Source organism: Microbacterium sp. (assembly GCF_011620665.1).
Taxonomy (GTDB): Bacteria; Actinomycetota; Actinomycetes; order Actinomycetales; family Microbacteriaceae; genus Microbacterium.
In genome coordinates this window covers 89,798-113,626 of sequence record NZ_WOYQ01000069.1, presented here as the reverse complement: position 1 = coordinate 113,626, position 23,829 = coordinate 89,798, and the positions used below count along the sequence as shown (strand labels likewise).

At 66.9% G+C, this 23,829-nt stretch carries 29 protein-coding genes; 13 read left to right on the top strand and 16 right to left on the bottom strand.

Annotated elements, in window-relative coordinates:
• The 6 genes from QZV81_RS09085 to QZV81_RS09060 form a co-directional block, all read left to right on the top strand.
• Nucleotides 1-570 (top strand): SufD family Fe-S cluster assembly protein (locus QZV81_RS09085; protein WP_292836066.1); only part of this gene is annotated, 570 nt, incomplete at its 5' end.
• Entirely contained in the window at nt 570-1,751 is a 1,182-nt protein-coding gene (gene sufD / locus QZV81_RS09080; protein WP_292836063.1) for a Fe-S cluster assembly protein SufD, read from the top strand. The genes QZV81_RS09085 and sufD, both read left to right, overlap by 1 nt.
• The gene (locus tag QZV81_RS09075) at nt 1,748-2,086 is read left to right on the top strand and encodes a non-heme iron oxygenase ferredoxin subunit (RefSeq protein ID WP_292836060.1); all 339 of its coding nucleotides are present in this window, start codon (nt 1,748-1,750) and stop codon (nt 2,084-2,086) included. Before sufD ends, QZV81_RS09075 begins: the two co-directional genes overlap by 4 nt.
• Before the next feature lie 2 nt (nt 2,087-2,088).
• Nucleotides 2,089-2,859: a Fe-S cluster assembly ATPase SufC gene (gene sufC / locus QZV81_RS09070; protein ID WP_292836057.1), complete on the top strand. Its 771-nt coding sequence runs from the start codon at nt 2,089-2,091 to the stop codon at nt 2,857-2,859.
• A 10-nt stretch (nt 2,860-2,869) separates the two neighbouring features.
• Nucleotides 2,870-3,199 (top strand): metal-sulfur cluster assembly factor, encoded by a 330-nt coding sequence (locus QZV81_RS09065; RefSeq protein WP_292836054.1) that lies wholly within the window; start codon nt 2,870-2,872, stop codon nt 3,197-3,199.
• Between the two features lie 27 nt (nt 3,200-3,226).
• On the top strand, nt 3,227-4,387 hold the full coding sequence (locus QZV81_RS09060) for an aminotransferase class I/II-fold pyridoxal phosphate-dependent enzyme (RefSeq protein WP_292836051.1): 1,161 nt from the start codon (nt 3,227-3,229) through the stop codon (nt 4,385-4,387).
• A gap of 39 nt (nt 4,388-4,426) precedes the next feature.
• Here QZV81_RS09060 and QZV81_RS09055 read toward each other — a convergent pair whose 3' ends face one another.
• From QZV81_RS09055 to QZV81_RS09030, 6 genes are all read right to left on the bottom strand, one after another.
• A complete protein-coding gene (locus QZV81_RS09055) occupies nt 4,427-5,293 on the bottom strand; it encodes a siderophore-interacting protein (protein WP_292836048.1) in 867 nt (288 codons plus the stop codon).
• A gap of 38 nt (nt 5,294-5,331) precedes the next feature.
• Nucleotides 5,332-6,171 carry an ABC transporter ATP-binding protein gene (locus QZV81_RS09050; protein ID WP_292836045.1) on the bottom strand — a complete coding sequence of 280 codons (840 nt, stop codon included), beginning with the start codon at nt 6,169-6,171 and terminating at the stop codon, nt 5,332-5,334.
• Nucleotides 6,168-7,226 carry an iron chelate uptake ABC transporter family permease subunit gene (locus QZV81_RS09045; RefSeq protein WP_292836040.1) on the bottom strand — a complete coding sequence of 353 codons (1,059 nt, stop codon included), beginning with the start codon at nt 7,224-7,226 and terminating at the stop codon, nt 6,168-6,170. Before QZV81_RS09045 ends, QZV81_RS09050 begins: the two co-directional genes overlap by 4 nt.
• A complete protein-coding gene (locus tag QZV81_RS09040) occupies nt 7,223-8,263 on the bottom strand; it encodes an iron chelate uptake ABC transporter family permease subunit (protein WP_292836037.1) in 1,041 nt (346 codons plus the stop codon). The genes QZV81_RS09045 and QZV81_RS09040 overlap by 4 nt, the downstream gene beginning before the upstream one ends.
• Nucleotides 8,264-8,268: 5 nt before the next feature.
• On the bottom strand, nt 8,269-9,321 hold the full coding sequence (locus QZV81_RS09035) for an ABC transporter substrate-binding protein (RefSeq protein ID WP_292836034.1): 1,053 nt from the start codon (nt 9,319-9,321) through the stop codon (nt 8,269-8,271).
• 121 nt (nt 9,322-9,442) lie between these two features.
• A complete protein-coding gene (locus QZV81_RS09030; RefSeq protein WP_292836031.1) occupies nt 9,443-10,075 on the bottom strand; it encodes a biotin transporter BioY in 633 nt (210 codons plus the stop codon).
• A gap of 225 nt (nt 10,076-10,300) precedes the next feature.
• Between QZV81_RS09030 and QZV81_RS09025 the strand changes: the two genes are divergently transcribed.
• Complete coding sequence (locus QZV81_RS09025; protein ID WP_292836028.1) at nt 10,301-11,899, top strand: ABC-F family ATP-binding cassette domain-containing protein; 1,599 nt, start codon at nt 10,301-10,303, stop codon at nt 11,897-11,899.
• Nucleotides 11,900-11,911: 12 nt separating this feature from the next.
• On the opposite strand, the gene QZV81_RS09020 is transcribed toward QZV81_RS09025, so the two are convergent.
• From QZV81_RS09020 to QZV81_RS09005, 4 genes are read right to left on the bottom strand one after another with little or no spacing between them, the layout of a single operon-like run.
• Nucleotides 11,912-12,766, bottom strand: a complete 855-nt coding sequence (locus QZV81_RS09020) for an SURF1 family protein (protein ID WP_292836025.1) — start codon at nt 12,764-12,766, stop codon at nt 11,912-11,914.
• Complete coding sequence (locus QZV81_RS09015; RefSeq protein WP_292836022.1) at nt 12,763-12,966, bottom strand: hypothetical protein; 204 nt, start codon at nt 12,964-12,966, stop codon at nt 12,763-12,765. The genes QZV81_RS09020 and QZV81_RS09015 overlap by 4 nt, the downstream gene beginning before the upstream one ends.
• Nucleotides 12,963-13,343: a DUF3099 domain-containing protein gene (locus QZV81_RS09010; RefSeq protein WP_292836019.1), complete on the bottom strand. Its 381-nt coding sequence runs from the start codon at nt 13,341-13,343 to the stop codon at nt 12,963-12,965. The genes QZV81_RS09015 and QZV81_RS09010 overlap by 4 nt, the downstream gene beginning before the upstream one ends.
• 38 nt (nt 13,344-13,381) lie before the next feature.
• Nucleotides 13,382-13,846 (bottom strand): DUF4190 domain-containing protein, encoded by a 465-nt coding sequence (locus tag QZV81_RS09005; RefSeq protein WP_292836016.1) that lies wholly within the window; start codon nt 13,844-13,846, stop codon nt 13,382-13,384.
• A 100-nt stretch (nt 13,847-13,946) separates the two neighbouring features.
• On the opposite strand from QZV81_RS09005, the gene fabG reads away from it, so the two are divergent.
• Complete coding sequence (gene fabG, locus QZV81_RS09000) at nt 13,947-14,657, top strand: 3-oxoacyl-ACP reductase FabG (protein WP_292836013.1); 711 nt, start codon at nt 13,947-13,949, stop codon at nt 14,655-14,657.
• A gap of 207 nt (nt 14,658-14,864) precedes the next feature.
• On the opposite strand, the gene serB is transcribed toward fabG, so the two are convergent.
• Nucleotides 14,865-15,500, bottom strand: coding sequence for a phosphoserine phosphatase SerB (gene serB, locus QZV81_RS08995; protein ID WP_292836010.1), 636 nt, complete (start codon nt 15,498-15,500; stop codon nt 14,865-14,867).
• A gap of 24 nt (nt 15,501-15,524) precedes the next feature.
• Nucleotides 15,525-16,769: a glucose-1-phosphate adenylyltransferase gene (gene glgC, locus QZV81_RS08990; RefSeq protein WP_292836007.1), complete on the bottom strand. Its 1,245-nt coding sequence runs from the start codon at nt 16,767-16,769 to the stop codon at nt 15,525-15,527.
• Nucleotides 16,770-16,816: 47 nt separating this feature from the next.
• On the opposite strand from glgC, the gene glgA reads away from it, so the two are divergent.
• From glgA to QZV81_RS08975, 3 genes are all read left to right on the top strand, one after another.
• Nucleotides 16,817-18,004 (top strand): glycogen synthase, encoded by a 1,188-nt coding sequence (glgA, locus tag QZV81_RS08985; protein WP_292836004.1) that lies wholly within the window; start codon nt 16,817-16,819, stop codon nt 18,002-18,004.
• Between the two features lie 26 nt (nt 18,005-18,030).
• Complete coding sequence (locus tag QZV81_RS08980; RefSeq protein WP_292836001.1) at nt 18,031-18,822, top strand: ABC transporter ATP-binding protein; 792 nt, start codon at nt 18,031-18,033, stop codon at nt 18,820-18,822.
• Nucleotides 18,823-18,927: 105 nt separating this feature from the next.
• Nucleotides 18,928-19,185, top strand: a complete 258-nt coding sequence (locus tag QZV81_RS08975; protein ID WP_292835998.1) for a type B 50S ribosomal protein L31 — start codon at nt 18,928-18,930, stop codon at nt 19,183-19,185.
• Nucleotides 19,186-19,267: 82 nt separating this feature from the next.
• On the opposite strand, the gene QZV81_RS08970 is transcribed toward QZV81_RS08975, so the two are convergent.
• Nucleotides 19,268-20,032, bottom strand: coding sequence for an exonuclease domain-containing protein (locus tag QZV81_RS08970; RefSeq protein ID WP_292835995.1), 765 nt, complete (start codon nt 20,030-20,032; stop codon nt 19,268-19,270).
• 66 nt (nt 20,033-20,098) lie between these two features.
• On the opposite strand from QZV81_RS08970, the gene QZV81_RS08965 reads away from it, so the two are divergent.
• Nucleotides 20,099-20,998, top strand: coding sequence for an alpha/beta hydrolase (locus QZV81_RS08965; protein WP_292835992.1), 900 nt, complete (start codon nt 20,099-20,101; stop codon nt 20,996-20,998).
• On the opposite strand, the gene QZV81_RS08960 is transcribed toward QZV81_RS08965, so the two are convergent.
• Nucleotides 20,958-21,518 carry a CGNR zinc finger domain-containing protein gene (locus tag QZV81_RS08960; protein ID WP_292835989.1) on the bottom strand — a complete coding sequence of 187 codons (561 nt, stop codon included), beginning with the start codon at nt 21,516-21,518 and terminating at the stop codon, nt 20,958-20,960. The genes QZV81_RS08965 and QZV81_RS08960 overlap by 41 nt on opposite strands.
• Nucleotides 21,519-21,624: 106 nt before the next feature.
• Here QZV81_RS08960 and QZV81_RS08955 point away from each other — a divergent pair, with 106 nt between their 5' ends.
• Nucleotides 21,625-22,680 carry a DMT family transporter gene (locus QZV81_RS08955; protein WP_292835986.1) on the top strand — a complete coding sequence of 352 codons (1,056 nt, stop codon included), beginning with the start codon at nt 21,625-21,627 and terminating at the stop codon, nt 22,678-22,680.
• Here the strand turns inward: QZV81_RS08955 and QZV81_RS08950 are convergent.
• Entirely contained in the window at nt 22,601-23,101 is a 501-nt protein-coding gene (locus QZV81_RS08950; protein ID WP_292835983.1) for an Lrp/AsnC family transcriptional regulator, read from the bottom strand. The genes QZV81_RS08955 and QZV81_RS08950 overlap by 80 nt on opposite strands.
• 107 nt (nt 23,102-23,208) lie before the next feature.
• Nucleotides 23,209-23,814, bottom strand: a complete 606-nt coding sequence (locus QZV81_RS08945; protein WP_292835980.1) for a histidine phosphatase family protein — start codon at nt 23,812-23,814, stop codon at nt 23,209-23,211.
• Between the last annotated feature and the right edge of the window lie 15 nt (nt 23,815-23,829).

The following is a 23,829-nucleotide window of genomic DNA, read 5'->3' as shown; positions in this document are numbered from 1 at the left end:
ATCGCGCACGAGGGCGCGACGATGGAGTGGATCGACGGCAACATCGGCTCCAAGGTGACCATGAAGTACCCCTCCATCTACCTGATGGGCGAGCACGCCAAGGGTGAGACGCTTTCGGTTGCCTTCGCCGGTCCCGGTCAGCACCAGGATGCTGGCGCGAAGATGATCCACATGGCGCCGTACACGCAGTCCTCGATCGTGTCGAAGTCGATCGCTCGAGGTGGTGGCCGGGCCGGCTACCGTGGGGAGGTGCGTGTGGACGCGAACGCGCATCACTCAGCGAACACCGTGCGGTGCGACGCACTCCTCGTGGACACCAAGTCGCGCTCGGACACCTATCCGTCGATCGACATACGCGTCGACGATGTCCAGCTCGGCCATGAAGCCACGGTCTCGAAGGTGAGCGAAGAGCAGCTCTTCTACCTGATGAGCCGCGGAATGCCCGAAGCCGAGGCCATGGCGATGATCGTGCGCGGCTTCATCGAGCCGATCGCGCGTGAGCTGCCCATGGAATACGCCCTCGAACTGAACAAGCTCATCGAGATGGGTATGGAAGGATCCGTCGGCTGATGACGACCGCAACCGAGGCCCCCACTCCGGTGAAGGGCCACATCGACCCTGTCGCTGCATTCGTCCCCGTGCAGACACGCTCGGAGCGTCCGAGTTCGTTCGAACCGGATGATTTCGACGTGCCGACCGGGCGCGAGGTCAATTGGAAGCACACGCCCTTGTCTCTCGTGCAGGCGCTGTTCATCGACGAGCCTGCGCCGCACGGTGTCATGGCCGTCGAGGTGACCGCGCCGGCCGAAGTGGAGCAGCGTCGTTTGAAGGTCGGTGAGGCGCCGCGCGGCGAGCACTTCCGCCCCGAGGACCTCTCGAGCGCGATCGCCTGGAGCCAGGAGGAGGAAGCCCCTCTCGTCCGCATACCGGCGGGCGTGGAGCTTGCCGAACCGATCATCGTCCATCTGACCGGCACCGGTGGCGTGGCGCACGCGCACCTCGTCATCGAGGCGCAGGCGAACTCGCGGGCGACGATCGTACTTCGACACGACGGCGACGCCCGCCACGCCCAGAACGTCGAGATCCTTGCCCGCGATGGCTCGAACCTCACGGTGATCTCGGTGCAGCGCTGGGACGGCGATGCGGTGCATCTGGCTGCGCACCAGGCACGCGTGGACCGTGACGCCACCCTCACGCACTTCGTGGTCAGTCTCGGCGGGGCGCTCGTCCGGGTGAATCCTTCGGTGGAACTTGCCGGCGCCGGCGCGCGCGCCCGCCTCTACGGGCTCTCGTTCGCGGATGCCGGCCAGCACCTGGAGAGCCAGGTGTACCTGCACCACAAGGGTCCGCACACGAAGGGGGACGTGCTCTACAAGGGCGCGTTGCAGGGAGAGAGCGCGCGGAGCGTCTGGATCGGCGATGTGCTGATCGGCCCCGACGCCGCGGGTACTGATTCGTACGAGGCGAACCGCAACCTGGTGCTCACGGACGGTGCGCGCGCCGACTCGATCCCCAACCTCGAGATCGAGACCGGGGACATCATCGGCGCCGGTCACGCGAGCGCCACCGGTCGTTTCGACGACGAGCAGTTGTTCTACCTGCAGGCCCGCGGGATCTCCGAACGGGAGGCGCGGCGGCTCGTCGTGCTCGGCTTCCTGAGTGAGATCGTCCAGCGCATCGAGCTCGCCGATCTGCAGGCCGAGCTCGCGCAGGCTGTGGAGGCGGAGCTCGCCGCCGGGGACCTCGCATGACCGCGCAGAAGGTCCTGCACCTCAGTGAGCTCGAGCAGGACGCGCCGGTGCGGGTCGAGATCGACGGCATTCCGATGGCGGTGGTGCTCGACGCACAGGGCGAAGTGCACGCGATCGGAGACACCTGCACGCACGGCGACATCTCGCTCGCCGACGGGTTCGTCGAGGGCGACACGCTCGAATGCTGGGCGCACGGCTCGGCCTTCTCGCTGCGCACCGGGCGCCCGTTGAATCTTCCGGCATACGAGCCGGTACCTGTCTACAACGTGACGATCGTTGGGGACGACATCCTCATCGATCCGCACGTGACCAAAGAAGTGAACGGAAGAGTATAACGATGGCTGTTCTCGAAATTCGTGACCTGCATGTGACGGTCACGACGGATGCCGGTGTGATCCCCATCCTCAATGGGGTGAACCTCACTGTGCGCACCGGTGAAACCCATGCGATCATGGGCCCGAATGGCTCGGGCAAGTCCACCCTCGCCTACACGATCGCCGGGCATCCGAAGTACACAGTCACCGAGGGCACGATCACGCTGGACGGCGTCGACGTGCTGGCGATGACGGTGGATGAACGCGCCCGCGCCGGACTCTTCCTGGCGATGCAGTATCCGGTGGAGATCCCCGGAGTGACGGTCACGAACTTCCTCCGCACTGCGAAGACCGCTGTCGAGGGCGAGGCGCCGGCCATCCGCTCCTGGACCAAGGACGTCAAAGCTGCCATGAAGAACCTCCGCATGGACCCGAAGTTCGCTCAACGCAACGTCAACGAAGGCTTCTCCGGCGGCGAGAAGAAGCGACACGAGATCCTTCAGCTCGAACTGCTGAAGCCGGCGATCGCCATTCTCGACGAGACCGACTCGGGCCTCGACGTCGACGCGCTGAAGATCGTGTCCGAGGGCGTCAATCGTGCAAAGGATGCGACCGACCTGGGTGTGCTGCTCATCACGCACTACACCCGGATCCTTCGCTACATCACGCCCCAGTTCGTCCACGTCATGGTGGCCGGCCGGGTGGTCGAGGAGGGTGGTCCCGAGCTGGCCGAACGCCTGGAGAATGAGGGCTACGACCGGTACCTGGACCCCGCAGCGCCGATCGAAGCCTAGGATCGACGCCATGACGGAGACTCTCAGCCCCGAGAAGTACGACGACGTCACCGAAGCGCTCAAAGACGTGATGGACCCCGAGCTCGGGATCAATGTCGTCGATCTCGGCCTGATCTACGACCTCAGCTGGGACGAGGAGAATGACGCGCTCGTGATCCACATGACGCTCACGTCAGCGGGGTGCCCGCTGACGGACGTGCTGGAGGAGCAGACCGCTCAGGCGCTGGACAATGTCGTCGATCGGTTCCGGATCAACTGGGTGTGGATGCCGCCGTGGGGCGCCGAGCGGATCACCGACGACGGGCGCGACATGATGCGCGCACTCGGCTTCGCCATCTGACCGCGCCCACGTCGATAGGCTCGCAGGGTGAGCATCGCACCCTTGGAAGCACTGCCCTTGGAGACCCTCCGCCGCCGTTCGAGCACGAAGTGGCGGACGTTCCCCGACGACGTGCTGCCTCTGTTCGTCGCGGAAACCGACTTCGCTCTGGCCGAGCCGATCCGAGCGGCGCTGGCAGAGGCCGTCGAAATCGGTGATACGGGATACACGCCGCAGGATCCGGGGTTGCGTGAGGCGTATGCCGGCTTCGCGCGCCGACGCTTCGGCTGGGAGCTCGATCCGACGCGCGTGAGCTGGACGGGCGATGTGATGATGGGCGTGGTCGAGCTTCTCCGCGTCACCGTCGCACCCGGTGATCGCGTCGTCGTCACACCGCCGGTGTACCCGCCGTTCTTCTTCTGCATCGAGGAAGCGGGCGGTATCGCCGAAGAGGTGCCGCTGCTCACCTCCGGTGACGGCTGGCTCCTCGATCTCGCCGGGATCGAGTCGGCTCTGGTGGGCGGCGCTCGCGCCATGCTGCTCTGCAATCCCCATAACCCGACCGGTACCGCTCACTCGAAGGAGAGCTTGGCGGCGCTTGCCGAGATCGCAGCGCGTCACGGTGCTGTCGTCATCAGCGATGAGATCCATGCGCCGCTGGCCCGGCCCAGCACCGGGTTCACTCCTTTCCTGACCGCGTCCGCCATGGCTGCCGAGGTCGGCTATGCCGTGACGAGTGCATCGAAGGCGTTCAATCTGGCCGGGCTGAAGTGTGCGCTGATCCTCACCGGTGGCGACGCGACGACCGCCGTCGTGCGGTCACTTCCGCGCGAGGTTGAGTGGCGCACGGGCCTGTTCGGTGCGATCGCCGCCGTGGCCGCTTTCGATGAGGCGTCCGATGCGTGGCTCGACGCGTTGCTGGCGCGCCTCGACGAGAACCGCATCCTGCTCGCCGAGCTCCTGACCGAACACTTGCCAAAGGCTCGCTTCCAGGTGCCGGATGCGGGTTTCCTCGCGTGGCTCGACCTGTCGGCGTATGGCTGGGGTGCCGACCCGGCGCGAACAGTGCTGACCGGCGCGCGTGTCGCGCTGCACCACGGACCCGAGTTCGGCTCGGGTGGTGCAGGATACGCGCGCCTCAACTTCGGGTGCTCTCCTGACGTGCTGCGTGAAGCCTTCGCTCGGATGGGCGCACTGACGCACGCGTGACGGGTGGCGGGCTCTGCGATCGCTCGAGCAGACGAACGCTCAGCTCTCCGCCTTGCCGACCCGCCAATAGCCCATGAATGCGACCGCACGGCGATCGACTCCGCGCCCCGCCACAAGGTGACGACGCAGGGTCCTGATGGCCCCCGCCTCACCTGCCAGCCAGGCGTAGAGCGGCGCGCTCTTCAGTGCCGCGCCGCCCTTCGCCGTCCGCGGCACCTCCCAGAGGACGTCGCGATCGATATCGATCTCTTCGACGTGGGAGCCCCGACGGGTGGGCGTCAGTCGTGCAGCAGCGTCTTCGACAGCAGCGACCAGGTGCCCGTGGCGAGGCGCGCCGGCGCGGGCGGCAACCCGGTACTCGAACCCGTCGTGGTGGGGGAGGTAGCTCTGGTCTCGCGGATCGGGCACTTCGAGGACGACGACGCCGCGCGCCGCCGGGGGCAGCTGCTCGAGGATGACGGCGATCGCCGGCGCGGCCGTCTCGTCGCCGGCCAGCAGGATGTGTCCGGTCCGCGCTGGAGGCACGAAGTCGATGCCGGGACTCACGCCGGCGTGGGATGAGGTCGGGGCGAAGATCAGCACCTCGTCATCGGGGGTCGCACCCTGTACCCAGGCGGAGGCGGGGCCCTGGACGTCGTGCACGACCATGTCGATGTCGACTTCGCGCAGCGCCGGGCGCACGTACCGCGTCGTGTATGTGCGAATGGACGGCCGGGAGCCTTCCGGCAATTCGCGCCACCGTGTCCACCAGTCCTCGCCGACAGGCATGTCGTCCAGGGTCGTTCCGCCAGAGGGGAAGACGACCTTGATGCGCTGGTCCAGCCCGGTGTCACCGAAGTCGACGAGGTCCGGGCCGCTGAAGGTGAACCGGCGGAAGCTCGGAGTCAGCTCCGTGATGGCGGTCACGCGGGCGCGAAAGAACCTACTGGTGGGCCTCCTTCCGTTCATCGTGGCCCGCCGGTTGCTCCGGCTCCCGTCGCCGTGGGGCGTATGCGGTGTCGTCCCCGCGGGAGCACGAGCGGTGCGCCCGATACGGGGTCTTCGATCACCTGACAGTCGACGCCGAAAACCTCGCGGATCATCTGACTGGTGATCACGTCCGAAGGGGCACCCGCGGCGACGATCCGACCCGAGGACAGCGCGACCAGGTGATCCGCGTAGCGGGCCGCCATGTTCATATCGTGCAACACCATGACGATCGTCGTACCGTTATCGTCGTTCAGGTCGCGGATCAGGTCGAGGATCTCGACCTGATGGGCGACGTCCAGGAAGGTCGTCGGCTCATCGAGCAGCAGGATGTCCGTCTCTTGAGCGAGTGCCATGGCGATCCACACCCGCTGGCGCTGCCCGCCGGAGAGCTCATCGAGCGCGCGGTCGGCGAGGTCCGCCGTTCCGGTGGCCGCGAGTGCATCGGCGACGGCTGCGTCATCCTTTGCGTTCCACCGTGCCAGGGCACGCTGGTGCGGATGCCGGCCGCGTCCCACGAGGTCGGCCACCGCGATCCCCTCGGGAGCGACAGGGCTCTGTGGGAGGAGCCCCAGTATCCGCGCCACCTCCTTGGTCGGGCGAGTCCGGATATCCGAGTCGTCGAGCACAACTCTTCCGGACCGGGCAGGCAGAAGCCGCGCGAGGGCACGGAGCAGAGTGGACTTTCCGCAGCCGTTGGCGCCGACGATTGCGGTGACGGCGCCCGCAGGCAGCTGGAGGTCAAGACCCTCGACCACGAGACGGTCGCCGTAGGCGAGGGAGAGGGTCTCTGCTGCGAGGTGATGGGATTCGGTCATATTGCGCCTCCCGCGCGGTTCGTGCGGATGAGCAGGAAGATCAGGTAGGGACCTCCGAGCACGCCGGTGATGACTCCGACGGGGTAGCGCGTGTCGAAGGCAAACTGACCGATCAGGTCTGATGCCATGACCAGGACGGCACCGACGAGCCCGGCCGAAAGGACCAGCGCAGATCCCGAGCCGACGAGGCGCACCGCGATGGGACCCGCCATGAACGCAACGAATGCGATCGGCCCGGCTGCCGCAGTGGCGAAGGCCAGCAATCCGACGGCGCAGATGATGAGGATGATGCGTGTGCGGTCGACGCGGAGTCCGAGAGCTGCGGCTGAGTCATCGCCGAGGTGCAGGATGCTCAGCGCGCGCGACTGTGAGATCAGGAGCGGCGCCAGTACCGCGCAGCCGAGGGCGAGCGTTACCACGGTCGTCCAGTTTGCCCCATTCAGACTGCCGCTGATCCACCGCATCGCGGCCTGGAGGTCCCACGCGGCGGCGCGCGAGAGCACGAAGGTGACCATGGCGTTCAGCATGGCCGCGATGCCGATACCGGTGAGGATGAGCCGTGTGCCGGCGAAGCCACCGCGGTGGGACAGCACATAGATCACCAGAGCCGTTGCCAGCGCCCCGGTGAGGGCGAGTGCGGACACGGCGCCCTCGCTCAGGGATAGGACCACGATGCCGAACACCGCTGCAGCGCTGGCGCCCGAGGAGATGCCGATGATGTCGGGCGAGGCGAGTGGATTGCGCAGCAGGGTCTGAAAGACGACGCCGGCGATGCCGAATCCGACGCCGGTCAGCAGAGCCGTCACCGCGCGCGGAAGGCGGAGGGTCCCGACTGTGAACGAGGCCGCCGGAACCTGCTCGCCGAGGATCACGCGAACGACGTCTGCGGGGGAGTAGAACGTACTGCCGATCGTCAGGCTCAGTCCGAAGAGCGCGATCGTGAGACCCGAGAGGACGCTGACGGTCCGCATCTGCTCGCGCGCGCGTCGACGCCGGCCGGATGCGACCGCTTCGACGTCGGCGAGTGGCGCCCTCGGTACTGCGACGGCGGTCACAGTCCCCGCACCCGTTGGCGACGCACGATGGCGATGAATACCGGAGCGCCGACGAGCGCCGTGATGATGCCGACCTCGATCTCGCTGGGGCGGGACACCAGACGGCCGATCACGTCGGATGCGACAAGGAGTGCGGCTCCGGCTACGGCGGCGAACGGAATGAGCCAGCGGTGATCGGGACCCACAAGCAGTCGGCACATGTGCGGGATCACGAGTCCGACGAAGGCGATGGGGCCGGCGACCGCGGTCGCCGCACCGCAGAGGATCACGGCGCCGGCCGCGGCAATGAGCCGGGTGCGGGTCACGCGCTCGCCGAGGCTGGTCGCGACCTCGTCGCCGAGCGTGAGTGAGTTCATGCCGCGCGCGGAGGCCAGAACGATGAACGCACCGATCAGCAGCACGGGTGTGACCACCCCGATGCGATCCCAGTTCGCGCCCCCTACCCCACCGATCTGCCAGAACCGGAAGGACTCCATCACGTCGGTGCGCGGAAGGAGGACAGCGCTCACGAGCGACATGAGCGCGGCAGTCACCGCCGCCCCGGCAAGCGCAAGCGTGAGCGGGGTGGCGCCCTCGGCCCCGAGCGAGCCGACCGTGTAGACGAGGACGGCTGCGGCGGCCGACCCGACGATTGCTACCGCCATCGTGACGTAGGGATCAGTGAGAGAGAAGTAGGCGATGCCGATGACGACGGCGAGAGAGGCGCCGCCCGATACTCCCAGGATGCCAGGATCGGCCAGAGGGTTCCGCGTGATCGCCTGCATCGCCGCGCCGGCGAGGGCGAGGGCGGCGCCGACGAGAACCGCGAGCACCGCGCGGGGAATCCGCGCCGCCACCGCCGCTGAGGCGATCGTCGAGGTGTCACCGCGAAGACCCGCGGTGATCTCCGCTGGAGAGACATCGCGCACGCCGAATGACACCGAGGCGACGCACAGGACGGCCAGCAGGCCGAGCACGACCGCGAACCATATGATCCGCGTCGTCACGGGGTGCCGCACGGCGCTGTCTCGTGCAGCGTGCGTCGCGAGGACGGTCATGGGGTTCAGCGCGCACTACGAGCGCCGGCCAGTACGGCAAAGTACCTGTCGATTCCCCACGGGATCGACAGGGGCGAAGGGTTGGCCGAGGCAGCGAGGGGTGTGTCGTTCTCGAGGACGGCGATACGGCCCTCCGCGATCGCCGGGATCTGCGAGAGCAGCGGGTCTCCCTGAAGAGTGGCGATGATCGTGCCATCCGGGTCGCCGTAGGTGACGAAGACGTCCACGTCAGCGAAGCGGTCGGCCTGCTCGGCGCTCACTTGCGTGTAGAACAGGGTCGGGTTGGCCATGGACTCCTCTGCCACGACCTCCGGGACCGGCAGGCCGAGGCTGTCAAGGAACCCGGGTCGGGTGTCCGCGGTCGTGTAGAAGCCGATCCGGCTGAGATCGGCCGGATCCAGGTAAGAGAACAGAACGCGAGCACCGGCGAGGGCGGGTTGCGCGGTCATCGCTTCCTTCACCTGTGCGTCGAGTTCTGCGATCAGTGCGCGGCCACTGGCGGCGAGGCCGATCGCCGCGGAGTTCATGGCGATCATGTCTTGATAGGAGGTGCTCCATGCGATCTCGGGATACGCCACGACCGGCGCGATCGCGGAGAGCGTGTCGTACTCTTCCTGCGTCAGGCCGGAATAGGAGGCCAGGATGACGTCGGGCTCGGTGTCAGCGACATCTTCGAAAGGGATGCCGTCGGTCTCGTCGAAGAGCACCGGAGCATCTGCCCCCAACTCGGCCAGCTTGTCCTCGACCCAGGGAAGGACGCCATTGCCATCGTCGTCGCCCCAACCGGCTCGGCTCATTCCAACCGGCACGGTGCCCAGAGCCAGCGGCACCTCGTGATTTGCCCAGGAGACCGTCGCGATGCGATCGGGCTTCTCGATGATCGTGGTTTCGCCGAATGCGTGCCTGATCGTGACAGGAAAGACCCCATCAGCGAGGTCGGCACTCGGCGTCGCTGCGGGCGTGGATGATGAGGCAGCGATGGAGCCGGAGCCCGCACACCCGGAGAGCAGGAGCGCGGCGGCGACCGAGAGAGCGGCGATGGAGGCAAGTCGAGGCACGACGGTTCCTTCGATAGGCGGTAAGGATAGCCTTACATTACCTAGGAGAGCGGTCGTGCGCCAGTTCGCTGCAGGCTTCCTGAAGGTCAGGATGCCGGAGCCGGGGCGGGAGTCTGGCGGGTCAGGCGTCCTTGCTTCGGTCGGCGGCGCGCACGCCCGCCCACGCGGTGGGGATCACCAGCGCCGCGATCGCGGCCTTGATGAGGCCGCCGACGATGAATGGCCACAGGCCGAACGAGAGGATCTCGCCGATCCCGAACGAACCTCCGCCGACGGTGTTGAGGATGAACGCCATGTAGGGGATGCCGAACAGGAACGGGATGACACTGGCGGCCGCAAACCCGACGAACGCACGGAGCGGCCGGCGGTCCCACGCGCGTTCGGCGAACCATCCGGCGACGAACGCCGCCACGATGAAGCCGAGGATGAATCCGAAGCTGGGCTTCATGACGGCCGCGATCGTGCCGCTGAACCCTGCGAAGACGGGGAGCCCCGCCAGGCCGGCCAGCAGGTAGGTCACGAGCGCTGCCGCGCCTCGCCGGGCGCCGAGCGCGGCGCCCGCAATGACGACGCCGAGGGTCTGGCCGGTGACCGGCACGGGCCACAGAGGAACCTCGACCTGGGCCAGCAGAGCGACGAGGGTCGCTCCGGTGACGACCAGCGCGGCATCCAAAGCGAATGCGCGGGTCCGATCGGAGGGTCGGGCGAGGAGGTCGATGAGGACGGGTCGGCGGACCGCGGCAGAGAGGGACATGCTTCTCCTTTGGCAGGCGGCCGGGTGGCCGGGGCATCGCGATCAGCCTAAGGGGTGCGTCGCGTGACTTGTTGGTCGCCGTGGACCGAAGTTCCGAGCCTGCGCCGGGTGAGCGGGAGAATCGTGATCTTCGGGGGTGCGGCGACGGGGCGCGGAGAGGCCGGGTAGACTGAAGGGCTGGCCCATCGGCCGCAACCCATCACCGCAGAAGAACGGACGTCCGCTGTGCTCGCCGTACATGACCTCGAGATCCGCGTGGGTGCCCGCACGCTCATGTCGGAGGTATCGTTTCGCGTGTCGGACGGCGACAAGATCGGCTTGGTCGGTCGCAATGGCGCCGGCAAGACGACGCTGACGAAGGTGCTCGCCGGCGACCTCCTGCCCGCCGACGGAAGGGTCGATCGGTCGGGTGAGCTCGGGTACCTGCCGCAGGACCCGCGCACGGGTGACCCCGAAATGCTGGCCCGCACCCGCATCCTCGATGCGCGTGGGCTCGGCACGCTGGCACTGCAGATGCACGAAGCCTCGCTGCAGATGGGCGACGCCGACGAGAAGGTCGCAGCGAAGGCGATGCGCCGCTACGGCAATCTCACCGAGCGTTTCGAAGCGCTCGGTGGTTACGCGGCTGAGGCTGAGGCCGCCTCGATCGCGCACAACCTATCCCTGCCGGACCGCATCCTCGAACAGCCGCTCAAGACGCTGTCGGGTGGTCAGCGCCGCCGTATCGAACTGGCTCGCATCCTCTTCTCAGACGCGGAGACGATGATCCTCGATGAGCCGACCAACCACCTCGACGCGGACAGCGTCGTATGGCTGCGGGAGTTCCTGGGGAACTACAAGGGCGGTCTGATCGTCATCAGCCACGACGTGGAGTTGGTCGGAGAGACCGTCAACCGTGTTTTCTATCTGGACGCCATGCGCCAGGTCATCGACATCTACAACATGAATTGGAAGAACTATCTGCGCCAGCGGGTGGCCGATGAGGAGCGCCGCAAGAAGGAGCGGGTCAACATCGAGAAGAAGGCGACAGCGCTTCAGCTGCAGGCGGCCCGATTCGGCGCCAAGGCCAGCAAGGCCGCCGCAGCACATCAGATGGTCGCACGCGCAGAGAAGATGCTCTCCGGTCTGGAGGACGTTCGCCAGGAGGATCGCGTTGCGAAGCTGCGGTTCCCCAAGCCCGCTCCGTGTGGCAAGACCCCTCTGATGGCCAAGAACCTGTCGAAATCCTATGGCTCGCTGGAGATCTTCACCGATGTTGACCTCGCGATCGACCGTGGTTCGAAGGTCGTCATCCTCGGCCTGAACGGTGCTGGCAAGACAACCCTGCTGCGCATGCTCGCCGGCGTGGACACGCCCGACACCGGCGTCATCGAGCCGGGATACGGGCTGAGGATCGGCTACTACGCACAGGAGCACGAAAACCTCGACGTGCATCGCTCGGTGCTGGAGAACATGATGTCGGCGGCGCCCGACATCACCGCAACCGAAGCCCGCAAGGTGCTCGGTTCGTTCCTGTTCACGGGCGACGACGTGCTCAAGCCCGCCGGAGTCCTGTCCGGTGGGGAGAAGACCCGCCTGTCGCTCGCGACCCTCGTGGTTTCTTCCGCCAACATGCTGCTCCTCGATGAGCCCACCAACAACCTCGACCCCGCCAGCCGCGAGGAGATCCTCGGAGCGCTGGCACACTATGAGGGTGCTGTCGTGCTCGTCTCGCACGACGAGGGAGCCGTGCGAGCCCTCAATCCCGAGCGCGTGCTCATCTTGCCGGATGGCGTCGAGGACATCTGGGGCCGCGACTACATTGATCTCGTCACGCTGGCGTGATTCTGCGGCCTTTCAGCGGGGCATGAGTTCGTCGACGAGAGAGTCCTCCTCCTGCATGTCGCGGTCACGCCGGTCGTGTGCGCGCCGACGCCGGACGGAGGCCGCGGACTCGCCGCCCGCTGCTTCTTCGGCATCCTCCCGGCTGTGCTGGATCTCGGTACGGATGATGTACCAGATGAACGCGAAGCCCATGAGGGCGAACAGGATCCACTGGATCGCGTAGGACAGGTACGGGCCGGGGTCCTCCGACGGAGAATCAAACGCCTGCGGCACCGGAGACACGGCGGGGTCCTCGCTCACCAGGACCCCGTATGCACCGTCGATGATGTCATCGGCGCCGATCGTCTCGCCGATCAGGGGCAGGTTGATGGTGGGCACTTGTCCAGCCGGAGCGGACCGGCCCGAGGGCGGCAGCATTTCCCCCGGGCGGAGCCGCACCGTGACGGTCACCTGACCGCTCGGCGGGGAGGGGACCGCCTCGGGGTCCGGGGAGTCTGCGGCGGGGGGTACCCACCCGCGATCGACGATGAACACGCGGCCGTCGTCGGTTTGAAACGGCACCAGGACTTCGAACGCACTCGTCCCACCGTGGGCACGGTTGCGAGCGAGAAGCGTCTGCTCGGTGAGGTAATGGCCCTCGAGTGTGATCGGATGCCATTCGTCGTCCGGCTGGAAGGAGCCTCCGACCGGCAGCACCTCGGCAAGGGGCACCGGTTCCGCGTCGTAGTTGGCCGCGATGAGCTCCAGCTGCCCTTCCCGCCATTGGTTACGACTGAACTGCCAGTTGGCCAGGAATGCGCAGGCGACGGCGAACGCTACCGCGAAGGCGAGATAGCCGGTCCAGCGAAGTGCCGTGCGGCCGTTCATACGCGGCTCTCGGCGCCGAATTCGACGACCTCGACGGGAAAGTCTCGAGCTGCGAGGTAATCCCTCAGGTAATCGACATGCTCGGCGCAGGCGGCCCAGATCTTTCGCCGATCCGCGGTGTGGATGCGGGGGTTCCGCCACACCACCTGCCGCACGGCCTCCGCACGGCAACCGGCGCGCGAGCACACACGATCGCTCACGGGGTCGCCTCCGTGGGGTCTCTCCGGTGCTCGGGTGCGATCGCTTTGGTCTCGTGCAGACGGATGATTCCGGCTGTGTCGGTGGGGACGGGCATTTCTGTCGGTGACGCGGGGAGGACGCGCTCGGGCGCGACCGCAAGGTTGTCGGTGCTCGAAACCGCGACGTTGGCGATGACCACGGCGATGTAGGGCAGGAAGATCGCTCCGACCGCCAGCACCCAGGTGTACCAGCCGTAGGGTGTGATGACCACCATCAGCACGAAGCAAACGACACGGACGCTCATCATGATGAAGTACTTCCGCATGCGAGTCTGCGCCTCGTCGCGCGGTGCACGCGGGAGCGATGTCGTCGATTGCGGGGGTGGAGGAGTCTTCACGGTCCTCCCAGGGTACGCCCGCACCGGGGTGAGGGGGATCAGGCGTAGCCGCTGCCTCCCGTGAAGTCCGCGAACCCCGCGAAGATCACGACCAAGACAAACGCCAAGAACAACGCCATGATTCCGAGCCCGATCCACCCGACGATGACGCCGGCCAGCGCCATTCCTCGGCCCTTCTCGCCGGATGTCTTCAGTTGATTCAGCGAGATGTGCCCCATGATCGCGCCGGCGAGCGATCCGATCCCCGGGAGCACCCAGATCGCGCCGAGGATCGAGACGATCATCGAGACGATCGCCAGCACGTTGGTCTTCTGCGTGGTGACGTAGGTGCCGTGTCCGTAGGGCGCGGAGGCGAACGTCGGCACCGCGCCGGGGTGGTGCTGCGTCGGCTGCTGCGGCGGGTACGCGGGGGGCTGATACGTCGGCGCCGACGGATACGACGGATGTTCGGGAGGAGGCAACGGGACGTCCGGGGGCGGCTGTGGGGGAGTGGGGTCGCTCACGGGCTTCTCCTTCTGATCGGCCCCTTCAGCCTACCCGGGCGGACGCGTTGCGTGCCGACTAGGCTGGACCGCGTCCACGAAGGCCAACCACGGGAGCACCATGTCCAGCGATCGAGTCGTCCTCGTCACCGGCGGAAACCGCGGCATCGGCCGCGCGATCGCTGAGCGCTTCGTCGCGGCCGGCTATCGCACCGCGGTCACCGCGCGTTCGGGGGAGGGCCCGCAGGGGACCATGACCGTTCGCGCCGACGTGATCGACAGCGCATCGCTGGATGCCGCGTTCTCACAAGTGGAGGCTGCGCTCGGCCCCGTCGAGATCGTCGTCGCGAATGCCGGCATTACCAAGGACACCCTCTTGTTGCGCATGACCGAGGACGATTTCGACTCGGTCGTGGCTACGAACCTCGGCGGCACTTTCCGTGTGGTCAAGCGCGCGTCTAAGGGGATGCTGAGGGCCAGATGGGGGCGTGTCATCCTGATTTCGAGCGTCGTCGGCCTGTACGGCTCGGCCGGGCAGATCAACTACTCCTCCTCGAAAGCGGCCCTCGTCGGGTTCGCGCGCTCGCTGACTCGCGAGCTCGGCGGCCGCGGCATCACCGCGAATGTCGTCGCGCCCGGCTTCATCGAGACCGACATGACCGCCGCGCTTCCCGAGAACACGCAGGCCGAGTACAAGCGCAACATTCCGGCCGGCCGGTTCGCCACGCCCGACGAAGTCGCCGGCGTGGTGACATGGCTGGCATCCGACGATGCAGCCTACATATCCGGCGCCGTCATCCCGGTTGATGGCGGCCTCGGGATGGGGCACTGAGTCAGGACTGCTGGACAGCCGCCACGATCGCCTCGGCGAGTCGGTGCGGCTGCGAGAACTGCGGCCAGTGGCCGGGGTCGACCGCATGCCGGCGCGCTCCGCACGCGCCGGCCATCGCGGCTCCGGTCGCCGTGTCGACGCCGACGCCGACAGTGCTCCCCGGTCTCGAAGTGCGGCCTGTGTCCGCAGTTCGAGACCGGGGAGCGATCAGGGGAGGAGAGGAATCACTTCGCGGAGGTCCAGCGCGTCGATGACGAGATCCGCTCGGGCGCGGACGGCCGGCTTCGCGTTGAAGGCCAGACCGAGGCCGGCGGCATCCAGCATCATGAGGTCGTTGGCGCCGTCGCCGATCGCGATCGTTCGTCCGGCGGGTACTCCGTGTGTCGACGCCCACTCACGCAGGGCGGCGGCCTTCCCCGCGGCATCCACGATCTCTCCGTCGACGACGCCCGTAAGGACGCTGTTCGCGGCGAGCAGGCGGTTCGCCCGCCATACGTCGATACCGAGGTCGGCTGCGACCGTATCGAGGATCTCGTGGAAGCCGCCGGAGGCGACCCCGGCGATTCCTCCACGATCGTGGATCTCTGCGATGAGTCCCCTCACACCGGGCGTCGGCTCGATGCGCGACACGACCCGCGCGAACGCCGACACCGGCACGCCCCGCAGCGCCGCCACGCGGGAGCGAAGGCTCGTCGCGAAGTCGACCTCTCCGCGCATGGCCGCCTCGGTTGCGGCGGCGACTTCGGCCCGGCGGCCGGCCTCGTCGGCGATGAGCTCGATGACCTCATTGCGGATGAGAGTGGAGTCGGCATCGAACACGACGAGGAAGCGGGCGTCAGGCACCCGTCCACCGTACCCGTGGAGGTCTCAGCCCGTGACGCGGACGTTCTTGCCGACGACCGTGATCCCGGAATCGGTGACTGTGAAGCCGCGCGAGAGGTCTCGCTCGCGGTCGACCCCGACGGTGGCTCCCGGATCGAGTACGACGTTCTTGTCGAGGATGGCGCGGTGCACCCGCGCGCCGGGACCGACGTTCACGTGCTCGAAGAGGACGGAATCGGTGATCGTCGATCCGCCGCCGGACAGTGTCCAAGGGCCGACGACGCTGCGTTCCAGGTGAGTTCCCGAAAGCACCGAACCAAGCGAGACGATCGAATCGATGGCGTTTCCCATGCGGCCGACGCTGTCACGGACGAACTTCGCCGGGGGGGAGTTGACCGACTGCGAATGAATCGGCCAGTCCATGTTGTAGAGATTGAAGACCGGCAGCGTCGAGATGAGATCCATGTGCGCGTCGAAGAACGAATCGATCGTACCCACATCGCGCCAGTAGTCCCTGTCGCGCTCCGTGGAGCCCGGCACGTCATTGCGCTGGAAGTCGTAGACGGCCGCTTCGCCGCGAGAAACGAAATAGGGGATGATGTCCCCACCCATGTCGTGGTGGGAGCCGGGAAGCTCGCCGTCCGCCTCGACGGCAGCGATGAGGGCATCGGTGTCGAAGATGTAGTTGCCCATCGACGCCAGGACCTCGTGCGGAGCGTCGGAGAGCCCGGTGGGGTTCTGCGGCTTCTCCAGAAAGTCACGGATCGTGAGGTTATCGACCGGGTCGAGATCGATCACGCCGAATTGGTTGGCCAGGCCTATCGGCTGACGGATGCCGGCGACCGTCGCCTTCGCGCCGGAGGTGATGTGGGCTTCCAGCATCTGCTCGAAGTCCATGCGATAGACGTGATCGGCGCCGATCACCATCACGATGTCGGGCTTCTCGTCGTGGATCAGGTTGAGTGACTGCAGGATGGCGTCCGCTGAGCCGGAGAACCACCTCTTACCGAGCCGCTGCTGAGCGGGCACCGACGTGACGTAGGCGTTCAGCAGGGCTGACATCCGCCACGTCTGCGAGATGTGACGGTCGAGGCTGTGTGATTTGTACTGCGTGAGCACGACGATCTGGCGAAGACCTGAGTTGATCAGATTGGAGATCGCGAAGTCGATCAGCCGGTACTGTCCGGCGAACGGAACCGCCGGCTTGGCACGATCCGTCGTCAGCGGCATGAGGCGCTTTCCCTCGCCGCCAGCGAGGATGATTCCGAATACCTTCGGCGTTACGGGCATGGCACCACACTATGCCCGACATCGGCGTCTGTACTAGCGTTCACGGCATGCGCGTCGACATCGTCACAAAGGAATATCCGCCGGAGATTTACGGCGGGGCCGGAGTTCACGTCACCGAGCTCGTCGCCGCACTTCGACCGAGCATCCAGGTGCAGGTGCGCGCCTTCGGGGCAGCGCGCGACGCGGCCGACACGACCTCCTACGGGGTGCCTGCGGAGCTGGCCACAGCCAACGGCGCCATCCAGACTCTCGGTGTTGACCTTGAGATCGTCGGCGACATCGCGGGCGCCGACGTCGTGCACTCACACACCTGGTACGCCAACTTCGCCGGTCACCTGGCGTCACTGTTGCACGGCATCCCGCACATCGTCACGGCCCACTCCCTCGAACCGCTCCGCCCGTGGAAAGCCGAGCAGCTCGGCGGCGGTTATGCAGTGTCGAGCTACATCGAGAAGACCGCCTACGAGGGTGCCGCGGCGGTCGTGGCGGTGAGCGAAGGAATGCGGCGTGACATCCTCCGCAGCTACCCGTCGCTGGACCCCGCGAAGGTGCGGGTGATCTACAACGGCATCGATGTCGAGTCCTGGCGCCCACGAGAGGATGCGCCGCTTCTCGAGCACTACGGAATCGACCCGGGCAAGCCGTCGGTCGTCTTCGTCGGACGCATCACACGGCAGAAGGGGTTGCCGTACTTCCTGCGGGCGGCCGCCCTGCTGCCGGCTGAGGTGCAGATCGTCCTGTGCGCCGGTGCGCCCGACACGCCGGCGATCTTGGCGGAGGTCACTGACCTCGTGCGCGACCTGCAGCGCCGGCGTTCGGGCGTTGTATGGATCGACGATTTCCTCCAGCGTGATCAGCTGCGTGCACTGCTCACCGCCGCCACCACGTTCGTCTGCCCGTCGGTTTACGAGCCGCTCGGCATCGTGAACCTCGAGGCGATGGCGTGCGGAGCTGCGGTCGTCGGCACCGCCACGGGCGGGATTCCCGAGGTCGTCGTCGATGGCGTCACCGGACGCCTCGTGCCGATCGAGCAGGTTCAGGACGGCACTGGGACACCGACGGACCCGGACAAGTTCGTCGCGGACCTGGCGGCTGTCCTCGCCGAAGTTCTCGCCGACCCGGAGCGTGCGCGCGCGTATGGGGCGGCCGGACGTGAGCGGGCGACCACGGAGTTCAGCTGGGCAGCGATCGCCGAGGCAACTGCGGCACTCTACCGCGAGGTGACCGGGAACTGATTCGGTCGCCCGATAGGCTGAGGTGCATGCCGCAGGTCCTCGAATTCTCCGATGTCGTCGTCCGTCGCGACTCTCGCAATATCGTCGATCACGTGGACTGGACGGTCGCCGATGATCAGCGCTGGGTGATCCTCGGACCCAATGGCGCTGGAAAGACGACCGTGCTCCAGCTCGCCGCGACGCTCTTGCATGCCACATCGGGATCAGTGACGATTCTCGACCAGGTCCTGGGACGCAGTGATGTGTTCGAGCTGCGCCCGCGAATCGGCTTCGCATCGTCGGCACTCGAGCGGCGGATTCCGGCGGATGAGCCCGTGATCGACGTCGTTCTCACTGCGGCGTTCTCGGTGCTCGGTCGGTGGAAGGAAGAGTACGAGAGAATCGACGAGAAGCGCGCCCGGCGCGTCTTGGCTGAGTGGAAGCTCGAGCACCTCGCTGAGCGCATGTTCGGGACCCTCTCGGACGGGGAGCGCAAGCGTGTGCAGATTGCGCGGGCCGTCATGACCGACCCCGAGCTGCTGCTCCTCGATGAGCCGACCTCCAGCCTCGACCTCGGCGCCCGCGAAGAGCTGCTGGGTCTGCTCGGTGGCTACGCGCAGGAGCCCACTACGCCGGCGATGATCATGGTGACTCACCACGTCGAAGAGATTCCGATCGGCTTCACACACGTCCTGCTGCTGCGCGACGGACAGGTCGTCGCGAAGGGTCCGCTGGGCGAGACACTGACCGCGCCGAACCTCTCCGCGACATTCGGCGCGGAGATCATGCTGAGCGCGGATGCGGGGCGCTACGCTGCGCGGGCCCGAACTGGTTCCTGATGCGACGTCGGGATGGTAAGATCGGTCCTTGGTGTGCGCGCTGTGCGGCGCACTGCAGACTCCCATCGCCGCTGGCAAAATCCAGGGCACTTCGTGAGGATCCCAATGAAGACTGACATTCACCCCGACTACCAGCCGGTCGTGTTCCGCGACCTCGGCTCCGGCGAGACCTTTCTGACCCGTTCAACCGTGTCAAGTGACAAGACGATCGAGCTGGATGGCGTGACCTACCCCGTCATCGACGTCGAGATCTCGTCCGCCTCACATCCGTTCTACACGGGCAAGCAGCGCATCATGGACTCTGCCGGCCGCGTCGAGAAGTTCAACCAGCGCTTCAAGAACTTCGGCGGTTCGAGCAACTGAGCTCATTCCTCGAAAGCCCCGCTTCGGCGGGGCTTTCGCGCCATCCGGACATGCCGCCGCCCGGTGCAGGAGGATCGCGGGGTCAGCGGATCGGCCAGGCCCCGTCAAGACGCTCGGTGGGTTCGAGTCGCCCGATGCGGATGAAGTACTCTGTGAGGCTTTCGGCTTGGTCGCGGGCCCAGCTGATCTGCTGCGTATGGAGCTCGCGCACATCGGCGGCAAGCGCGAAGCGAGTCGCCAGCGCCTGGGCGATCCGTCCGGCGGCGGTTGCGTCGGCGGCGGCGTCGTGGGCACCTGTGAACTCGACCGCGTAGTGTGCGGCGACGACCTCGAGCGTGCGCTTCCCCTTGCGATAGCGGTCATGGGCCTTGTCGAGCACCAGCGGATCGACCACGGGTGACGGAGCCGCGATCGGCTCGACGCCGTGTCGCAGTGCCTCGTACTTCAGGAGCGAGAAGTCGAACGGCGCGTTGTAGGCGACGACGGGGATGCCGGCATCCAACAGCACCCGCAGAGCCGTGACCACCTCGGCCACCACTTCCGCTGCGGGCCGCCCGTGCTCACTCGCGTAGGTGGTGCTGATGCCATGGATCGCCGATGCACCCTCCGGGATCTCGATACCCGGGTCGGCGAGCCACGATTGGGCGCGCAGGGTGATTCCGTCCGGGCCGAGCAGACCTACGTGCGCCGTGACGACGCGGTCGATGGTCACGTCGACGCCCGTCGTTTCGAGGTCGAACACTCCGACGGTGTCAGCCCAGTGCGACGAGGCGGCTGCCGGGTCCTCGCCCGCGGACTGCAGGCATTCGTCGAAGAGCGCGAGCGGGTCGGGTTGCCAGGATTGCATGATCCGACGCTAGAGGGTGCCTGGGACATGGTGTGTGAGGCCACGCCGCGCTCGTAGACTCGACGGATGGCCGTTCCCTCTCCGTACGCCGACCGGCTGGCCGAGATCCGCGTCGAGCGGCGCGAGGCGACGGTGCGAGGCGGCCGGACGGCGTACTGGGTCTACGGTGAGCCCGATGCGGAGACCACCCTCGTCGCTGTCCACGGCTACCGCGGCGATCATCACGGCCTCGAGCCCGTCGTCGCCCACTTGGGTGGCATCCGAATCATCTCTCCCGACCTTCCCGGCTTCGGCGAGACCGCTCCGCTGCCTGGCGTTGAGCACACCCTGCAGGCCTATGCGGATTGGCTCGCCGATTTCGTCGACGTCGTCGCGCCCGGCGCGCCGGTCCTCGGGCACTCCTTCGGATCGATCGTGGTCGCGGCAGCCGTCGCGGGAGGGCTGCGCACACCGCGGGTGATTCTCGTCAACCCGATCGGCGCTCCGGCGCTCGAGGGACCGCGCGGGATCCTCACCCGCCTGGCTGTCTTCTACTACTGGGCGGGAGCACATCTGCCGCGCCCGCTGGGTGACGCCCTGCTGCGCAATGGCCTCATCGTGCGCGTCATGAGCATCTCGATGGCCAAGACGAAAGACCCCGAACTGCGGACGTTCATCCATGACCAGCACGACACCTACTTCTCCCGCTTCGCCGACCGTGACGTGCTGCGCCAGGGGTTTCTCGCCTCGGTGTCGAATGACGTCCGGGTCTTCGCCCCGCAGATCGCGCAGCCGACGCTGTTGATCGCCGCCGACCGTGATGACATCACCCCGATCGGGGCGCAGCGGCATCTGCAGACGCTGTTCCCCCGAGCCGAGCTCGTCGAGATCGCCGGGGTCGGGCACCTCATCCACTACGAGAAGCCGCAGCAGGCCGCCGCCGCCATCACGCGCTTTCTTCGGCCTTCCGCCGACGGTACGCCATGACGTTCATGCGGTTGCCGCAGTTGCCGGTGTCGCAGTAGCGCTTCGAGCCGTTCTTGGAGAAGTCGATGTAGACCGCCTCGCAGTCGTCGGCGTCGCACGTGCGCACGCGGTCCCACTGGTTCGAGCGGATGACGTCGACGAACGCCATCGCGGCCTCGACCAGCATGCGCGTCGACAGCGGTGCATCCGACTCGGTCGCGTGGATATGCCAGTCAAAGCCGTCGTGGATCACGAGCTGGGGGAGCGCGTGCCCGTCGCGGAGCATGGCATTGACCAGTGGCACAGCGCCATCGCGGGCGACGTGCCACAGCTCGCGCAGCCGTTGTCGATTACCGCGCACGGCCTCGAGCTCGGCATCATCTCGGTGGAGTGTGCCGGTGTACGCGTACTCCTTGAGGTAGGTGGTGAAATCGGCCTGTGAGGCGAGGCGATCGATGTGGTCGGAGTCCGTGCCGGGAAGCGTGTTCACGAGAGCAGCGGCAGCACGCAGGGACATCTCTGTGTCATGAATGAAAACCATATTGACTCCTGACGCTCGCGGGCAGTACTGTCACTAGTGTAAATGCCTTACACCCCTGACAGGTTCCCGGTTTCGGGATCCTGTCTCCGTAGAACGCAGACCACCGGTGACCCACACGACTCCTCCTCCGCTTCCGGGCGTGCAGCCCACCCGCCTGCCCGCTCACCGTACCGCGGGCATCGTCATGGCGATCGTATCGGCGCTCGCCTTCTCGTCGAGTGGGCCGCTCGTCAAGCCTCTGCTGGAGGCGGGGTGGTCGCTCTCAGCCGCGCTCATCGTGCGCATGGGGCTGGCCGGTCTCATCCTCTCGCCCATGCTCGTTCGTGCGATCCATCGTGAACGCTCGTTCCTGCGCCGACACGCCTGGTCGCTGGTGGCCTTCGGCCTCATTCCCGTCGCCGGGTGCCAGTTGCTCTTCTTCTCTGCCATGCAGCGGATGCCTGTCGCCGTCGCGCTTCTCATCCAGTACTTGGCGCCTGTCATGCTGGTCGGCTTCGTCTGGCTGCGTACGCGCCGGGCACCGTCACACCTGGTCATCGGAGGCTCGATCGTCGCGGTCGCGGGCCTCATCTTCGTCGTTGACATCGCCGGTGCCCGGTTCGACCCGCTCGGCACACTCTTCGCCCTGGGCGCCGCCGTCTGCGTCTGCGTCTATTTCGTCATGTCCGAGCGCACCGGGGGTGACCTGCCGCCGCTCGCTCTCGCCTCGGGGGGCCTGCTCGTCGGCGCCGGGTTCATGGGATTGCTCGCGGTCACCGGAGTGATGCCGTTCGCCGCACCCCAGGTCACGGTCGCATTTCGCGGGATCGAGCTTCCTGGGCTCCTGCCGCTCCTCTGGGTGGGCGGGGTCGGGACCACTCTCGGCTACGCGCTGGGCGTCATGGCGGTGCCGAGAATCGGTTCACGCGTGGCATCCTTCATCGGTCTCTCCGAGGTGCTGTTCGCGCTCGCGTTCGCGTGGCTTCTGATCGGCGAGACCCCCGCACCCGTCCAGTTCGTCGGCGGCGCGCTGATCCTGGTGGGCGTCGTCCTCGTGCGTATGGATGCCGCCGAAGCGGACGCGATCAGTGCGAGCGCGGCGCTCACTCCCCTCGAGGTGATTCCGCTCGAGGTGAGTCCGCTCGAGCAGACGCCAGCAAAGGGCGAACACGGTAGCCGATGACCTCGCCCATGACGAGGGAGGTCTCGGTTCGCTCGATGCCATCGATCGAGAGGATGCGGGCATCCACATCGAACAGGTGCTGCGTGTCGCGCGCCGCAATGTGGGCCATCAGGTCGACCTGACCGCTCAGTCCGTGGACCTGTAGGATTTCCGGGAGTTCACCCAGCTCGGCGGTGATGCGAGGAAGATCGGCTTGGTGCACCGTGATGCTGATCATCGCCTCGATCGGCAGTCCGAGTGCTTTGGGTGACATCGCGCGTTCGAACGAGAGGAAAACGCCGGATCGTTCGAGCTTCGCCATGCGTGCCTGCACGGTGTTGCGTGAGAGACCGAGACGATCGGCGAGGGCGACGACGGTCGCGCGGTGGTCGTCGGCCAGAGCATCCAAGAGTTCCAGGTCTACGTGGTCGAGAAGTCCCATAGTGCCCAACGATAGCAGTGCGAAGCGGTGACTGTTGCGCAACATGCTCAGGGAGGCATTACATTCTTGAGCGACGTGCGATGTGGGTGCCGCCCCGCCTCGATCGATTACGTGATCGGAACGGCGGTGTATGAGCGCACGCTCAGGTGATGCCGCTCGACCAGGAACTCGTGCGTCGATGCGTTTGCGAGCCGTTCGCCGGCGAGGGGCAGGGTACCGCCGCTCGCATGACGGATGAGCTGGGCGATGAGCCCGCCGTGCGAGACGGCGATGACCGGCACATCGAGCGGAGCGTGGAGCCGGCGCGCGTCGCGCACGATGCGCTGCACGGCGCCGACGGCGCGACGGCGCAGCTCCGGTGAGGTCTCCGCGTCCGGCACGCTCTCGCGGTCCCATGCGCCGAACCGTTCGAAGTACTCCCGGACCGATAGACCCTCGGCGACGCCATACGCTCGTTCCCGCAGCAACGGATAGGCGCGGGGCTCGCCCGCGCCGAGTGCCGCGGCGATGATCTGGGCGGTTTCTCTCGCGCGTGACAGATCGCTGGAGACCACGAACGGCCGGACCCCCGCGAATCGTTCTGCGAGCATCGCGGCCGTCTCGCGAGCCTGCGCGCGTCCGGTGTCGTTCAACGGGATGTCGCTGGAACCCTGGATGCGGTGGGCCGCGTTCCAGTCGGTCTCACCGTGGCGCACCAGCAGAAGCGTTGTCACTGTTCGAGCCTACGC